At 48.0% G+C, this 16,383-nt stretch carries 14 protein-coding genes; 2 read left to right on the forward strand and 12 right to left on the reverse strand.

Features of this window, described 5'->3' with window-relative positions; translation table 11 throughout:
• Positions 1 to 100 precede the first annotated feature (100 nt).
• A complete protein-coding gene (locus ACZYTD_RS06200; protein WP_463890352.1) occupies positions 101 to 736 on the reverse strand; it encodes a PEP-CTERM sorting domain-containing protein in 636 nt (211 codons plus the stop codon).
• Positions 737 to 1,373: 637 nt separating this feature from the next.
• The gene (pseH, locus tag ACZYTD_RS06205; RefSeq protein WP_463890354.1) at positions 1,374 to 1,982 is read right to left on the reverse strand and encodes a UDP-4-amino-4,6-dideoxy-N-acetyl-beta-L-altrosamine N-acetyltransferase; all 609 of its coding nucleotides are present in this window, start codon (positions 1,980 to 1,982) and stop codon (positions 1,374 to 1,376) included.
• Between the two features lie 581 nt (positions 1,983 to 2,563).
• Between pseH and pseI the strand changes: the two genes are divergently transcribed.
• The gene (gene pseI / locus ACZYTD_RS06210) at positions 2,564 to 3,589 is read left to right on the forward strand and encodes a pseudaminic acid synthase (protein WP_463890356.1); all 1,026 of its coding nucleotides are present in this window, start codon (positions 2,564 to 2,566) and stop codon (positions 3,587 to 3,589) included.
• Positions 3,590 to 3,615: 26 nt separating this feature from the next.
• Positions 3,616 to 4,275, forward strand: coding sequence for a class I SAM-dependent methyltransferase (locus ACZYTD_RS06215; RefSeq protein WP_463890358.1), 660 nt, complete (start codon positions 3,616 to 3,618; stop codon positions 4,273 to 4,275).
• Positions 4,276 to 4,361: 86 nt separating this feature from the next.
• Here the strand turns inward: ACZYTD_RS06215 and ACZYTD_RS06220 are convergent, their stop codons facing one another.
• The 10 genes from ACZYTD_RS06220 to flgJ all read right to left on the reverse strand — a co-directional run bounded on the left by ACZYTD_RS06220 (position 4,362) and on the right by flgJ (position 16,372).
• The gene (locus ACZYTD_RS06220; protein ID WP_463890360.1) at positions 4,362 to 6,470 is read right to left on the reverse strand and encodes a motility associated factor glycosyltransferase family protein; all 2,109 of its coding nucleotides are present in this window, start codon (positions 6,468 to 6,470) and stop codon (positions 4,362 to 4,364) included.
• Positions 6,471 to 6,788: a flagellar protein FliT gene (gene fliT, locus ACZYTD_RS06225; RefSeq protein ID WP_463890362.1), complete on the reverse strand. Its 318-nt coding sequence runs from the start codon at positions 6,786 to 6,788 to the stop codon at positions 6,471 to 6,473. It abuts the gene before it with no gap.
• Positions 6,775 to 7,209: a flagellar export chaperone FliS gene (fliS, locus tag ACZYTD_RS06230; protein ID WP_463890365.1), complete on the reverse strand. Its 435-nt coding sequence runs from the start codon at positions 7,207 to 7,209 to the stop codon at positions 6,775 to 6,777. Before fliS ends, fliT begins: the two co-directional genes overlap by 14 nt.
• A gap of 38 nt (positions 7,210 to 7,247) precedes the next feature.
• The gene (fliD, locus tag ACZYTD_RS06235) at positions 7,248 to 8,639 is read right to left on the reverse strand and encodes a flagellar filament capping protein FliD (protein ID WP_463890367.1); all 1,392 of its coding nucleotides are present in this window, start codon (positions 8,637 to 8,639) and stop codon (positions 7,248 to 7,250) included.
• A 34-nt stretch (positions 8,640 to 8,673) separates the two neighbouring features.
• Positions 8,674 to 9,144 carry a flagellar protein FlaG gene (locus tag ACZYTD_RS06240; RefSeq protein WP_463890369.1) on the reverse strand — a complete coding sequence of 157 codons (471 nt, stop codon included), beginning with the start codon at positions 9,142 to 9,144 and terminating at the stop codon, positions 8,674 to 8,676.
• A 30-nt stretch (positions 9,145 to 9,174) separates the two neighbouring features.
• The gene (locus ACZYTD_RS06245) at positions 9,175 to 10,089 is read right to left on the reverse strand and encodes a flagellin N-terminal helical domain-containing protein (RefSeq protein WP_463890371.1); all 915 of its coding nucleotides are present in this window, start codon (positions 10,087 to 10,089) and stop codon (positions 9,175 to 9,177) included.
• 595 nt (positions 10,090 to 10,684) lie between these two features.
• Positions 10,685 to 11,602: a flagellin N-terminal helical domain-containing protein gene (locus ACZYTD_RS06250; protein WP_463890373.1), complete on the reverse strand. Its 918-nt coding sequence runs from the start codon at positions 11,600 to 11,602 to the stop codon at positions 10,685 to 10,687.
• Positions 11,603 to 12,036: 434 nt separating this feature from the next.
• Complete coding sequence (gene flgL, locus ACZYTD_RS06255; RefSeq protein WP_463890375.1) at positions 12,037 to 13,245, reverse strand: flagellar hook-associated protein FlgL; 1,209 nt, start codon at positions 13,243 to 13,245, stop codon at positions 12,037 to 12,039.
• 6 nt (positions 13,246 to 13,251) lie between these two features.
• Positions 13,252 to 15,249: a flagellar hook-associated protein FlgK gene (gene flgK, locus ACZYTD_RS06260; RefSeq protein WP_463890377.1), complete on the reverse strand. Its 1,998-nt coding sequence runs from the start codon at positions 15,247 to 15,249 to the stop codon at positions 13,252 to 13,254.
• 25 nt (positions 15,250 to 15,274) lie between these two features.
• A complete protein-coding gene (gene flgJ, locus ACZYTD_RS06265) occupies positions 15,275 to 16,372 on the reverse strand; it encodes a flagellar assembly peptidoglycan hydrolase FlgJ (protein ID WP_463890379.1) in 1,098 nt (365 codons plus the stop codon).
• Positions 16,373 to 16,383: the final 11 nt, after the last annotated feature.

Below are 16,383 nucleotides of genomic sequence, written 5' to 3' on the forward strand. Positions count from 1 at the left end.
AAGCATGTAAATCCAGCGAGTTAACGGCCAACTGTAATTGGTGTTAGCGTAACTATTATTGCCACCAATATCCCAGCTGGCCCATCGAGCATCTAAGGAATCATGTATTGTTTATTAATTCCTTTCTTGTTCCAGCAAGACCAATCATACCTACTACCATTAAAAGAATCGTTGACGGCTCTGGCACTGGAGTCACACTGAATTCGCCTTGTCTAATGTTATCAATACCTGTATTCACAACCTTTCCGTTTATTGAAGCCCATCGAACAGAAGATATAACCTCATCTGAAATTACACCCCAAAAACCTACTCTTGTCGAATTGTGATCCAGATAATATGTATCAATTAAGCCATGATTTCCGAATATTTGAATCGTTGCTGGGCCATATCCATTTAGATATGTGTCAAACCCTAAAGCATTTGCGGGGTTTCCAAAGTTGATAAAAAAATCCTCATCTCCATTAGAAGTCAGTATACTACTACTTGTTATAGGAACACCAAAGTTATTATAGCCAGGTGAGCTTACCAAAATGTTTGACATGCTTGTGTATATATTGTTGTTATTGTAAAGTGATGGTAATGGTGTATTTTTATATTTTACGTTTTCAAAGTCATCAACAACTTTACTCGTAACCAAGCTTTCAAATTCCCCCAAATCTGTATAGTAGATTGATGCAGCCTCACTTGAAAAACAGAATGAAAATATCAACACCAATGCAATCGCTACTTTTCCCATTATTTACCCCATTAATGTAAATCACAAAATATTTTTTACTTGCCCACCAGAATATGCACCAACCATTTGAACTGACGCGACCCAAAAATAAATAACATGATCATGCCACATCAAATAGCCTCATAAAACCAACTGAGAGAAACATGCTATATTAAGGTGTCGCGCTTACTTAATTAACCAATATTCACACCAACTAGCATTGTCAATTTAGCATCTTCTTACCAATCCACAAGCATTAAAAATATGGCACTTAAGAAAATCTAATGTTTAAACTCAACGATGACAATTGAGTGCAATATAATCATCCAAGAAACGGCACTCATATGCAATTTCACTCGAGTTACTTATCGGTAAACATAATTACATCCTGTTCTATAGATTTAACTTCAGCGATGATATGTCTGCAAGGCGAACACCTGAGTACGTGATTTTTGGTCAAATTGGATAGGATTAAATCAATTTTTGTGTGTTTAAAGCTGAACCTGCCCACAGGCGAAACCAATAGCGTTCGTTTTAAACATAGACAATACCTAAAATACATTTATGCGTTTGCCCTAACGTTTCCGGTACAAGTCTGAATATATTCATTCAGTTCAGACCATTATAGTTTAATTTTATCAATCGGATGACTAACCCTCTATTTACTTAATTGCCACTGAACTGATACAGAGAATTTTTCAAACACACCTTTGTATTTCTCTTGAATAGCAGCCCGGCCATCAAGCCAATCCTCTTTGGTCAAGCCGAGGAAATGGACGCCTAACCGAGTGCCGTCTTTTAGTATGTTTGAACGTCTAAATCCTTCTTCTTGAAACAAGAATTTTTTATGTAACTTTACAACCGCATCATTTCCTTCGATTACTTCACAATTCAATTTATCCATTCCCAATGTATCGAAAATGAAATTAATAAATGAATATTCAAGAGCTGAACCTAAGCCGCCTCGTGAGGTTTCCGTTAAGTAGTACGCCCAATCGGATTTTTTATGGAGACGATCGATTGCATTGACACTGACAACTCCCAGAGGACAGTGCTCTTCGTTCAACACAGCAAAAACGATTTGCCGTTCATCTTGTTTAAGCCGATTTATCCAGCCGAGATGTTCAGTTACACCGATAGCATGCCCTGTGTACATCCATTTCCGAACATTTCCTTCATTTCTGATCTTTCTGACTTCCATCTGCAATTCGGTTCCGAGGGATATCAGAGGAACAAGCTCGATTGCCCTTGGATTTGTTGTGCTCATTGTGAATCTCCTTATGCGGCACCTGTGCCAACATTTGGTACCAAAATTAAAATAACCAATCTTCTTTTTTAGCTGGTCATGCAAAAACTCGACAAGCTATAGCAACACTAATTGATTTTTTACCTGATTACCATCTCAACTCAGCCAGCCTGAGCCAACGTGCGATTACGATATAGTTGCTGTTCAAGATCCTGCCCTTGCCAAATCCGTTAACATTGACTCCAGATTGAATCAGTGATTAAGATTAAAGCAGAACTCCGTCAAGTACAGAGATAGACGCTTCTGATTTGCCGCGTTAAAAACTCCATGCATAGAGTTTTTAACGTTGCCTATCATAGTTTGAAGTATGACAGCTCTACGCTTGCAGGACCATCTTCGGCCTGTCACGATAGACAGATGAACATTCTAGGCTCGGAAGCAGAGTAAACAACCAAAGAAGATGGCGGCAGATGTAACGCTGCAGGAAACGCCAAGCTTACATGATAGATCATAAGCCGAAATACCATTCAAGATTAATTATGTTGTTTCTATCGCTGCAAGCTAAAATAAATAGCTCATTAAATATATAAGAGAGTGCTGACATGGAACCAAATTTATCTTCTAAGATACTAATAATTGCTGAACTATCCGCCAATCACGGGCATAGCCTAGAAACAGCACTCGCTACAGTCCGTAAAGTAAAAGAATGCGGTGCCGATGCCATCAAGATCCAGACCTACACGGCTGATACCATCACCCTGGATTGTGACAATGACTACTTCCAGATCAAACAGGGCACTATCTGGGATGGTACCACTTTGCACCGGCTCTACCAGCAGGCCTACACCCCATGGGAGTGGCATGCGGCCATTCAAGCCGAGGCCGAAAAAGAGGGGCTGATCTTTTTCTCTACACCATTTGATCCTACCGCCGTCGACTTCCTCGAAACACTAGCGGTTCCACTCTACAAAATAGCCTCGTTTGAAATCACTGATATTCCCCTCATCGAATATACCGCCAGCAAGGGCAAACCCATGATCATCTCCACCGGTATCGCCACCCTGGCCGATATTGAAGCCGCGGTGCATGCCTGTCGGCGGGTGGGGAATCAGAATATCACACTGTTAAAATGTACCTCCTCCTACCCAGCCCCGGTGGAAGACGCCAACCTGCTGACGATCCCCAACCTGGCTCAGACCTTCGGCGTGAAGGTGGGGCTATCGGATCACACCCTGGGCCATGCTGTGGCTATTGCCGCCGTCGCGCTCGGTGCCCGAGTGATAGAGAAACATTTCATCCTGGATCGTGCCATAGGCGGCCCCGATGCCTCCTTCTCCCTCACACCGGAGGAGTTCAAGCTGATGGTTGATGGGGTAAGAGCCGCCGAGCTGGCGCTAGGCTGTGTCAGTTATGAACTCACGGATAAGGTCAAAGCCAGCCGTAAGTTTGCCCGTTCACTCTTTGTCAGCCAGGATATTGCGGCAGGAGAAGCGCTAACCACACAGAACGTACGTTCAGTGCGCCCGAGCGATGGCCTGCCACCGGCAGAGTTACCCAAGCTACTAGGGCGCAGAGCCAAACAACCCATTCCAGCAGGCACACCACTGAGTTGGGAGTTGCTGGTATGAAACATATCACGCATGGAGAAGAGAGTATGAGCCAGAAAAAGGTCTTCCTATCCGGTGAAGGAAACCAATGGTATGAGCGTAACAAATCGGCGCTCTCGACTGCCACAGCAGAGGATCCCGTACTGCAAGCCCTCAACCACTGTATGATGGCACCCGAGCGAGTGCTGGAGATAGGGTGTGCTGATGGCTGGAGGTTGGCGGAAATAGAACGCCGCTATGGCTGCCAAAGCTATGGCATAGACCCATCAGAGCAGGCGATTACCACTGGCCAAGCAGAGCATACTACCTTGCAACTCAGCGTGGGAACGGCTGACGCACTACCCGCCATTGAGCCCGTTGATCTTATTATTTTCGGTTTTTGCCTCTATCTGTGTGATCCGCAGGATCTCTTCAAAATAGCGATGGAGAGTGACCGATTGTTAAAGGATCAAGGACATATTGTTGTCCTCGACTTTCACCCACCAACCGGACACTATCGCAATCCCTATATCCACAAAGAGGGCGTTTTTAGCTACAAGATGGATTACAGCAAACTATTTTCCTGGCACCCTGCTTATTGCCTGATCCATCAACAACTCTTTCATCATCAAGATAGGCAACCCATTCATTTTGAGCCAAACGATATGGTTTCGGTGCAGATATTGCGTAAAGATAGCCGTCTGCTGCAAGGACATAACCCCTACTAAACTAATAGGGTCGGCATGGCCGGCCCTATTAGTATTTTAATTGTCTAATATCCATATTTCAAAAATTCAACAGTCGCTGGTTTGCACTATTTTCCCCGTTTAAACAGCGAGATGACCTCATTATCAACCAAATCAACACCATCCAGCGCATGAGGATACACCTGCTGGGTTTTTCTTAGATAGGCAACAACAATCTCAATGGCTTGCGCCACGATCCGTAAATTTTCCTCCTCATTCTGATAGCGATATAGCATCATATTGACTAAGGCAAACACATAGTTCATAGAGCCAACCAACATCTTATAAATATGGCGCTGCATAGTTTCTGATATTTGAACTAGATAGCCATATTGATGCAGCATTATTTCAGCCACCTGCTCACGATTCATCAATGGTTCTGACCATTCAAGGACTATTTGATCAACCAGTTTATTAAAAAACTCTATATCCAGCTTATCCTCTACTGCCACTCGCTCGATCTGCAGGGGAACATAGAGATCCTGATATATATGATCTAGCAATGCACTCTTATCCAACTTTTTCTGAGTAGAGATAATGATCTTATCTGCCGGTAAGGGTTTAGCCCCCTCAATCATGGCCCCATCACTGCAATTATAACAAATCACATCCGGATAATAGGTGAGAGTATGACCCAGAACACGACGGGATGAATCAAATAAACCTGTCGTTAGCACCTCATCACCAAAATTCCCCGCGACAGGGTACTCCCCCCCTCCAGCCACAAGTTTAGTCAGGCGCTCGACCGCCTTCTCTCCACCAGCAAAATAAGAACTAAAACTGGAATGGTGGTGCTTTCCATCACGGTAACCGTTATCAATACCGAATAGATAAATATTTTCAAACCCTAGCGCACAGGATATAGACAAACCTATATTGGAAACTAATGGGTTAACGCCACTTATATGTGCTCGTCTTCTTGTCTCAGGAAAATAGAGTGCGAATAACATGGCGCTGGGTTCATCATATTTAAAGCACAGCCCGGCCCGCTTGAATATACCCATACAGTCAGGATGAATGACGTCACTACTCAAAAAGAGAATATCGCGTAAGTAGTCATCATCTTCCAACAGTCTTAAGAAATCAGGAACCGATTTAGTTCTTTCTGTTTCAACATGAATATCAGGGCGAATGCCTGCCTTATGTAGAGCAGAGATAGTACTGCCACAAGAAACGATAATAGCAGCATCTTGATGCTGCTTTATGATGTCAATAGTGCTATCGAGAGAGGGGCCATTACCAATCACAAAGATGGGGACATCCCGCCATTGTTTCTTAACCTTGGTATTAGCCAACAAAAATGGGGTTTGTGTTTCGATATTTCTCATACAATGAGAAAGGGAGAATATATTATCCTCGAAAAAACCCCACCCTCGATAGATTAATGAAAACTCTCGTTTTACTGTATCGATCAGTTTAAATATTTCAGGTGATGGATAATGCCAGCAAGGCAGCGTGTTGATTGCCAAAAAGGCACCACGCCTATGGATGGCCATCAGCAAATCGCTCATAATGCTTTTTTCATCTTGCCCTAGAAAAATATGCAACCCCATATTCTCTTTAGCCAGATGGTCTAATAATGACACCCAATCAAAGCAGTGTAATGATGCAAAGAAGAGATCCAGATCAGGTTCAAATAGAAATAAATTATCAATTCTCTTCGCTTCATAAAGATAAGCCAGCTGATAACCCAGACCAATACCAAACATCATCATCATGGGAATGGAGTCTGGAATAGCCATTAGAAATGGTAACTCCTGATCGGCCTTTTTAAAACAGCGAACCATCTCGTTCAAGTAATCCAGATGAAAAAAGTTTACCGGATTATACTCTTCCGAAAAATCCACTCTGGTCAAAGCACTGGCTGCCAATATTTCCTTGATCTGCTGCGAACAAATTAGATAAGGATCCTCACCATAAATCGCGGTTGAGGTATCCAGCCACTCCAAATTAGGTATGCCATTCCCTGTGCAGAATAAACGAAAAGCCCTAACGGGCTTGTAGTCTCTAAACGTATTGGCAACATCTGGCATATATTTTTCAAATGCAGCCAGATTCTCTTGATAACGAATAGGAACGACCTGACGAAGCGCCTCTTCTTGCTCAGCCTGGAGAGCCAATCTAGCAGCCAGCAGCTCGGCTTCGGCCAGCATCTTATCTAAATCATCCTGCATCATCTATTCCCCTGAAACACCCGCATAAAGCTTGACTGCCTTGTTACCAGAGTTGAGTCTCTTCAGCAAAACCTCTACTTCTGATTTCTGACGCTCAACATACTCCCGCATCGTCATATCGACAGCCAGCATCTTCTCAGCCAGTTGCTCTATACTGACTCGATAGGTTGCATTGTGAGAAAAAGGTTGGAGTCGTTCAATGAGCTGCTGACGCTCATCAGCAAGGCGCAACGCAAGCCCCAAATCATCCTGCTCAAGGGCCTTTAACAAGGCATCTGTCTGCTGTTCCAAAGCCAACGTGACAACATCAAGCGTTTCCATTTGACGACTCTTTTCTTTGTCGTTCAGCATATGCCTTTTGCTTTTCTGCATCTGGAATTTGATCCCATGCCGATTTGATTGTAATCAACAGGTTGGCTACCTCATCCAGTGGCGTATTATCCATCTGCATATTGGCATCCATCACACGATTCTTCATGTACTCATACAGTGCGAACAGATTTTCAGGTATTTCACCTTGACTCAGATCCAGTGAATCTTGCAGACCATTAATAATGGCTAGAATGGAAGAAATGGACTCAGCCTTTTTTCTATACTCTCTACGTTCGATATAACCTTTGGCTTGGGCTAAACGTTCAAGTAAGCCCTGCAATAAAAGCTGGATCACCCGATGGGGATCTGCCACCGCGAGATCTGCCTGTAAGTTATTGACTTTATATGCTTTTATATTCTTGTTATACATTACTAACCCCCATCAGCCCCCAGAGCCACCGATGTCTTCTAAGCTGAAGTCAAAGCACTCAACGAAGATGCCGACTTATTTATCTTTACCAGCAAGGCATCCAGATTCCCATATTTCTGCCGCAGACTGGCCTCATACTTAACCAACGCCGCATTCACGTCTGCTTGCTTGGTCGCCACGCCTCGCAGATCGGTATTTAAAGAGTCTTCCCGCTGCGCCAATAAACCACCCGTCTTGGTATACTCCTTCAGTTGGGTAGAGAGTTTACCTGGAACGCCTGTGTCGCCACCAAACAGAGCGACTACCTGATCGAAGTTGTTATCCAGCGCCTTGGTAAACTTATCGCTGTCCAAGGATAACTTACCCTTGTTATCCATCTTGACGCCCACTTCAAAGATACTAGAGAAAGTGGTGCTCAAGGTAGACTTCTCGGTGATAGCCCCCATCATCAAGCCTTTGATGGTACGGGTTACCGAATCACCAGATAAGGCACCGCCATCATCTTGGCTCTCACCGGCAACAATGGAATTACGTTTGCCAAGGGCTGTACTCTTATCCTGAAGTGCGTTGTAACTGTCAATGAACTTCTTGACCAAATCCTGGATGGCGGTCTTATCGGTAGCGATGTCCACTTTATTCGACTTAGCGTTGCCATCCGCATCCTTATCCGATGTGCGCAATACGGTAATCTTCAAATCCTGCACAGAATCGTCGAACGTGTTGGTGTCGCTCTTCAGTACGCTACCATCCACATTAATCTCGGCACTACTTGCGGCCTGAGTTTGCGACATCTTGCTCTCTACCGCTCCAGTCTCGAAGAGTTTCAATTCGCTGGTCGTCGCCGTGATAGCCAAGTTTTTGCCGTCACCAGAAACCCCTGAGTCCAACACCAATTTGGCCTTACCATCTGCCGTGTTGACTATATTGGCTGAAAGCCCAAAATTGTCGCCATTACTGTTGATACGCTTACGAATATTCTGCAGGGAATCACCCGCTTTTACATCGACAGTGAACTCTTTGTCACCCGCCTTGAATGTTAATTGGCCATCTGCTGTCGCCAGCTGGGTGGTGGAACTATCAAAGATCCCTTCTTGGCGGCTAGTCGTCGCCAATTTATTGACAGTAATATTGTACTGGCCATTTGAAGCATCCGACTTGCTTTCAACCTTCAGAATAGGGTCATCTTTATCCTGGGTAATGGTAACAGCCCGTTTATTAAATGCCCCTTTCTCGGACAGTTTATCCAGCACAGAGGTGAAGGAGGAGATGGCAGACTTAAGCTGACCAACACCAGAGAGCGTAGTTTGGGTAAGCGCTTTTTTGGTAGTGATCGGTTGCTGTAGTTGCGCCTTGCGTGCGGCCACGCTAGAGGAAATGACACTTTCCAAGTCAATGCCAGAGCCTGCACCTGCAGAAGTAATTGTACTCATGTCTCCTCCTCTACCCTTACCTTATTGAGCCTGGCTATATCTGACGGTCAAACAGTAAACCGGCTAAGGCCGTCTTGCTGTCATCGCCATCTCGCAGCTCTTGTATCCGTTTGCTAATGGTTAACAACTCTTCACTCGGTATCTGGCGGATCGTTTTTTGTGTTTCAGAATCAACAACACGGATCACTGTCTTGTTGAGATCGTTATCCACCGAAAAACTGACCGCCCACCCTTTGAGTTGGCTCAGCTCTTGCAATTTTTGCGCCTGCTTCTCCAGCTCATTAGATTGCCTAGCCGCAGTGGCTATGGTGTCTTGCGCTTCCTTTCCGGCAGTGACCCGAGAGCCATCTCCTGGAACAGATGTGACACCGGCCGTTTCTATTAGTGTAGATGCGGCCGCTGTCGCTGTTTCAGAAAGGAGTTGAGCGGCCTTATGGCCGCCCTTCTCACTTTTCACCACAGAAGAGGCGCTGGCAGACGAAAGGTTGATCGTATCATTTGCCATAATAACCTCCTTCGTTTACCTAGCCCATAGTTAGCCCAACAGAGAGAGAGCAGCCTGCGGACGTTGGTTAGCCTGCGCCAGTATGGTAGACGCAGCTTGTTGCAGGATATTCTGCTTGGTCATGTTGGCGGTTTCAGTGGCGAAGTCTGCATCACGGATCCGAGAGCGTGCGGCGCTCAGGTTTTCACCCACATTAGACTGGTTACGCACAGTGGAATCCAGACGGTTCTGTACCGCACCCAACTCGGCGCGCTTGCCATCTACTTTCTTGATCATCAGATCCAGGTTGGCAAACGCCAGTTCGGCATTACTGGCCGTGGAGCCAGAGATATCACTGATGGTACTGAACGCCAGGGCGCCGCCGACAGTAGAGGAAACTTTGAAATCCCCCAAGGTATCGGCAGAGACGGAGTAAGAGATACTGGCCGCACCGGCAATACCACTGACGGTAAATTCAAATGTGGTCATGGTGAAGGAGATAGTTTGCGCGGCATCAGCACCGACTTGAAACTCCCCGCGGTAAGTACCATCCAGCAGCTTCTGACCACCGAAGGTAGTATCAGTGGAGATACGGTTAATCTCGGTAGAGAGCTGGGCATACTCCTGTTGCAGCGCAGAGCGGTCATCCGTGTTATTGGAGCCGTTAGACGACTGCTGTGCCAGGGTGCGCATACGCTGCAGCATACCGGTGACTTCATCCATGGAGCCTTCGGCAGTTTGCGCCACAGAGATACCATCGTTGGCGTTACGGTTACCCTGATCCAGGCCGTTGACCTGAGAAGTCAAGCGGTTGGAGATCTGCAAGCCAGCGGCGTCATCCTTGGCGCTGTTAATACGCAGACCAGATGCCAGACGGGTGTAGGAGGTATCCATCGCCTTGCCAGTATTGGTCAAGTTGCGTTGGGCGTTGAGCGATGAAACGTTGGTGTTGATAAACATAGCCATGATAATTCTCCCGATAAATCAGAAACTGCGGGTCTCGTCTGCTAACTAGCCATGATGAGTCCCACCGTTCAGAACAAGCAGATTGAACCGATCCGCTTACTCCGAGGCGGGTCTTGCGTTTGAACCGGACGCACGACCCGCAGCACCGCAAAAGTTGGATTTCCGAACACCCCTCATTTTGCTTCACTTTAGTTAACGGCAAGGATTAGGAAAGCTTTAGGACATTTTTTGCCACTTTTGCAATTAAGCGGCAAAAGTTGCCGACCCTCACCCCAGGCCAGCGGATCACAGATATACTTAACACTATAAGTAAGCAGCAGAGATGAACCTCAGACGTTGGCACGGCTTATGCTAATAATTTATTGCTGTCGAGTTTTCGACACACAAAAAAAAAGGCCAGCATGGCTGGCCAATGAGCAGATGCTCAGGAGATGAACCTGACAGGGGAAGCAGATGAACCGATCCGCGTAACCTTGCCAGGGTAGAACTAAAACAGTGTTTTCCCGATTGATCAGAGACCGCGTCCGAACACCCCTCCGATCACTCTTCCCACAGGGCGGCCTGAACCACCGCCCTGTTTTTATTGCTTGCTATCTTAACCTTGCAGCAGAGAGAGCGCCGCCTGCGGTCTTTGGTTGGCCTGAGACAGTATGGTGGAGGCTGCCTGTTGCAGGATGTTGTTCTTGGTCATATTGGCCGTTTCGGTAGCGAAGTCCGCATCACGGATCCGGGAACGGGCGGCACTGACGTTTTCAGAGACGTTAGACTGGTTACGAATAGTCGATTCCATCCGGTTTTGCACCGCGCCCAGCTCGGCACGCTTACCATCCACCTTCTTGAGCATCAGATCCAGGTTTGCCATCGCCAATTCGGCATTGCTGGCAGTAGAACCTGAGATATCGCTGATGGAACTGAATGCCAGGGCACCACCGACAGTAGAGGAAACTTTGAAGTCACCCAAGCTATCAGCAGAGACGGAGTAAGAGATACTGTTGGCGGCTGCGATACCACTCACAGTAAACTCAAAGGTGGTCATGGTGAAGGAGATAGTTTGAGCGGCATCCGCCCCCACTTGAAACTCCCCTCGGTAAGTACCATCCAGCAGCTTCTGGCCACCAAAAGTAGTATCTGTGGAGATCCGGTTAATTTCAGTGCCAAGCTGGGCATACTCTTGCTGCAGGGCCAAGCGATCTTCGGTATTGTTGGAACCGTTGGCAGCTTGTTGTGACAGAGTACGCATACGCTGCAACATGCCGGTCACTTCATCCATGGAACCTTCGGCGGTTTGAGCCAAGGAGATACCATCGTTGGCGTTACGGTTACCCTGATCCAGGCCGTTGATCTGAGAGGTCAGACGGTTGGAAATCTGCAGACCAGCGGCATCGTCTTTAGCGCTGTTGATGCGCAGACCAGAAGCCAGACGGGTGTAAGAGGTGTCCATTGCCTTACCTGTGTTACTCAGGTTACGCTGGGCATTCAGTGATGAAACGTTGGTGTTGACGTACATAGCCATGATGTTTTCTCCTAAGCGATTCTAAAGTGTTAACTGTGCTGGCTTATTATTTTTATCTTCGCCATGCTTACTTTATTTATCGGCTGCCTCTCGAAGAACTTTAGCAATTTTTTTCGCTTCGCTGCTTTGAGATAACCGTTACATATTAGTTATCGTCACCCTACCGCAAAGCTTTAGTGTTTTTTTAATAAAAACACCAAAAGACAGTCACTGAAGCATTCACCATTAAAATCAATGCGTTATGAGTTGATTTTTTGAAAACGCCGCCCAGAAGGCAGGAGTGGAATGACAAAGCGATGGGGGAAGCAGGGAGTGAAAACGTTCAAGCAAGCATAGGCGACACCTATTAACGACAGCAGAACAGGCTCTGGGCGGAATTAAACCACCCAGATAAAAAAATAATCTAAGCTGTCAGGTGAAAAGGCGGGGATATATTATAAATAGCTAAACAATGTAGTTTTATTGACCATAGTATATGCCTGCTGGGCAATACTTAACGCCGAGTTTTCTTTAGTCACATTCGATATGGCTTCATACAAATCGATCTCGGATACATTGGCCCGCGACTCTTGATTCAGTACGTTCAACCCCTCGTTAGAGTTCAACACATCATCCAGGTTATTCATGCGCCCACCTATATGCCCGGTAGCCACGTTAACCGTATCGCGCGCCTTGTTGATATGCACCTCGGTGTCCGCCACCGCACTCTTGAATTGCTCCGGTGTTAAGGTTGGATCGCGCAATGCGGCAATCATGTCACTCATGGTATTGAGGATATTGTCATTCTTCGGCGGAGTGAGATCGAAGGTCTGCGCGGCACCAGGCGCCACCACATTCACCTTCAACTCCAGGCCATTAAAACCAATGGCCCCACCTTGGGTATAATTTCCCGACTGCATCAGCGTACCGCTGGTATCCCGGATTTCATATTGAGGCGGAACGCCTGCCAAGGTATTGACGGTATAGGTGTTGTTAGCTGGGGTGCCCGGATCATAGCGGGTACGGTAGAAGCTATCAAATTGCCCCTGATCTGCCACCGCCGCTGTGATATTGGCCGTATTCGCGGTGGCGGTCCGTCGCGTAGGTACAGCCTGAAACAGCTCTAGCCCTGAGTCGTTGGAGGCAATACGCACCGAGGGCGAGACTTGGACAAAACGCTGCCCTGTATCCCCCTGGAACTGATAGATGCCACTGCTGTCTTTGATAAAGGGCTGGGTCTGACTCTGATTGCCACCGAAAATATACTCTCCGGAGGCATTTTTGTTGTTCATCAGATCAAACATATGCTTCTGCAGCTCTTCCAGCTCAGTGGCAATAGCCTCCTTATCCGTCGCATCCTGTGCACCATTCATTGACTGTTGTACCTTGGTATAGACACTAGTCATGGTGCTATTCAATGAATCCAACACCGTCTCTTCCAGGCTCAAACTCCCCTGCAATAGCCCGCCATTGGTACTGTACTGCTTAAATAGCTCAATCTCGCTGGTCAAACCCAACTTCTGGGCCATACCGGCTGGATCTTCACTGGCAACTTTGAATTTCTCCCCTGTGTACATCTGCTCGGATGCACGATCCAGGCGCGTGGTGCTCTTGCCCATATTGCTGAGATTGCGATCAAACATCATATTGGTCGTGATACGCATCTGTTATTACCTCACCGCACTCAGCAGAGTGTCAAATACCGTTTTGGCAGTCGTGATGATCTGGGCTGAAGCCGCATAGGCTTGCTGAAATCGCACCAGATTGGCCGCCTCTTCATCCATATTGACCCCAGCCTCGCTGTTGAAGCGATCCAGGCTTTGAGTCTGCTTGGCCTCGGCCGCATCTGAATTAGTCTTCAGACTGCTTACGCTCGATCCCAGACTCGAAACTGTGGCAGAAAAACCCTCGTTGAAGGTCATTTTGTTATCGGCAGCCGTGCTGTTGCCTTTGCGCACCATATCCTGAGTCTGCAAGGTAGCCAAAGCCAGGCCATTATAATTATCGGAAAATCCATTGGTGTTGAAACCAATGCTGAATTGATCATTAGCCTTAGCGATGCCGCTGACATTCACATCAAAACCCGGTAATACTTTGACATCAGCGTAACTTTTGGGGCCACCCAATGGTAATTCCATATTAGCGAACAGGTTTTGCCCCTTACTGGCCGCTGGAGCCACCCCTAGCAAGGTGGCGGGAGCACCACCGTCATACACCTCATAATTACCTGCACTGTCCAGCTTTACCGTGTGGGGCGCGGCAGCTTGCAAGCTATTGCTGGTGAAATTGGAACCAGCCCCCGTGTTATACACCCCGGCCAGCGAGATCTTGGCCGTACCATAGTTAGTGGCCACTGCCGATGTTTTGACGGAGGCCGCAAGCGCTATGTCCTCACCACGGGAGATGGCCACTGAGATATTGCTGGCTGCGTCCTTGGTCGGTTGCAGCAACAGAGAATCCCCTGTTGCCGGCGCCCCGCTCACAGTGAATTCAATACCGTAATCGGGCATCTGGAACAGACTGGGCGGTGTAGAGCCCGATGTAACCAACGACTTGGTATCCCCATCCAGCATGTAGACCTCAAAGCCGGTGCCGCTGGTGAATTTGACCTCAAAGTCATTGGGCGTCACGTCACTCCCCTTGCCCGCCATAAACGCCACACTGATGGCACCCGAGCCTGTGTTGTTGGCATCGGGCAACCCCTTGGAGGTCGGCAAGGTAAAGAGATCGGAACCTAATTGATTGTTGAGCGTCATCCCCAGCTTATTCTGGCTGTTCATGGCATCACTCAGCGCCACGGCTAACTGGCCCACCTCACGCTGTACCGGTTGTAACCCGTCACGAGCCTCATACAAACCGCCCAAGGCGCCACCGACCGCGGTATCAAGCGATGCCTTGCTGGTACCAATCGTCAACTGCAAACCCGTCTGCGTAACATCCGGGTTGCCTTGGGTCACCGAGAGACTAGCCGCGCCACCGGCCAATACCAAAGATTGACCAGAGCTCAAATTGACCAGCATAGTGCCGTTGCTCTGGGCTACGGTGCGAATATCCATCTTCTCCGAGAGTTGGCTGATCAGCTCATCTCGTTGATCCACCAAATTAAGCTCAGTGCCATCTGTGTTACCACCAGACTTGGCGATCTGCTGGTTCAAATCATTCACCCCCGAGAGCAAGTCATTGATGCTCTTGACCTCGCCCTCCACCTTGTTATTGATGGTGGTATATTGCTTATTCAGCGAGCCGGAGATGGTTTGGAAGCGGTTGGAAACCCCCTTAATCTGACTCATCAGACTCTCGCGGCTAGCGTCGGTATTCGGGCTCTCATTGGCTGATTGAAAGGCCTTGAAATAATTGTTCAGGGCCGTGGAAATACTGTTGGCATCATCGCTGAGCAGCTGATCCGTGGTGGCCAACTGGTTGTAGGCACTCTGGTAATATTTAAAATCCGAGGTGTCACGCCGTACCTCGTTCTGAGCATAGAGATCCAGCAGGCGGTTGGTCTGGCTCATGCCAACCCCTAACCCAGTAGTATTGGTGTAGAGGGTGGTGGACTGCCGAGTGTAGCCTTGAGTATTAATATTGGAGATATTATTACTCGTGGTCCACAGCAGCTTCTGCTGGGCCAGCACGCCTGAGCTGCCGATTGACAGAAGATCTGATGACATATCCACTCCTTATCTAATGGCAGTTTTACAGTTCTGCCGCTTGCCACACACTGTTGAAAGCATCGCTGCGGATCACCTGCTTGAGCTTGTTGGCATAGTGGGGGTCGGTGGCATACCCAGCCTGCTGCAAGGCATCAAAATAGGCGTCTGGGTCATGGGCCACAGCCTTGGCCTTACTGTAGCGATCATTGTTACCAATCAGTTGCACATAATCCTCCATGCTCTGCACAAAGGAGCTATAGCTGCGAAAAGCTGACTTGCGCATCACGGGTTGCCCGCCCTCATATTCCAGGCTGTTGGCTAGGGTGCTGCCACCCTGCCAACGACTACCGGCCTTGATGCCAAACAAGTTTTTACCTGCTGAACCATCACCGTTGCTCATCATGTTGCGCCCCCAGCCTGTCTCCAGGGCCGCCTGGGCCAGCAGAGCGACAGGCGACAACCCTATGCGCTTGGCCACCTGTTTGGCCGCTGGCAACAGTTGCCGCACAAACTCCTCGGGGGAGGAGAATTGGCCCGAACCTGTTGCCGCCGCCGAGCCTACTGGCCGGGTGAAATTGCGCTGCATCTTGTCCAGACGCGCCACGAAGCGCTCTGCGGCTGCCACCCCGCTATTGGCACTGCCATCATTGCCAGCGGATGTGCCATTGACCCGATTTAACTGATTTAAGTTAGCAATATTTGCGCCAGCTTCAGCCTTATCATCAGCATTACCCTCCCAGCGCGCGAAACGCCGCATCACCGGTAGCCGTTCGTCGGGCATTTTCAAGGTGCGGTTTGCCTCTTGGGCCTGGCTGTGCTGTTCAGGAGAGAGTTGCTTGACGATAAGCGCCGCCAGACTGCTCTGGCCACCGGCGCCCTTCATGGTCGAGGTGCGCTGCTCATCGAGCATGCCTTCAAACATGGTGCTGTAACGACTGCGCAATGGGCTATCAGGCGCTATGCTCTCGTTGGCCTCGCGCATGCTGCTCACCCACATCTGATTAAAGATAGACTCAAACTGCCGAGCAGCGGCTTCCAGTGCCTGTTTCTGGCTGCCCGCATCCTTGGTGCTGAGTTTGCGCAACTGATCCAGTCCACGCACATCCTGCACCAGGCCAACGTCTGTGGTTAACTTGTCCATAGCCACCTCGA

The sequence above is a fragment of the Pseudaeromonas sp. HNCC25DJ180 genome, assembly GCF_055413345.1.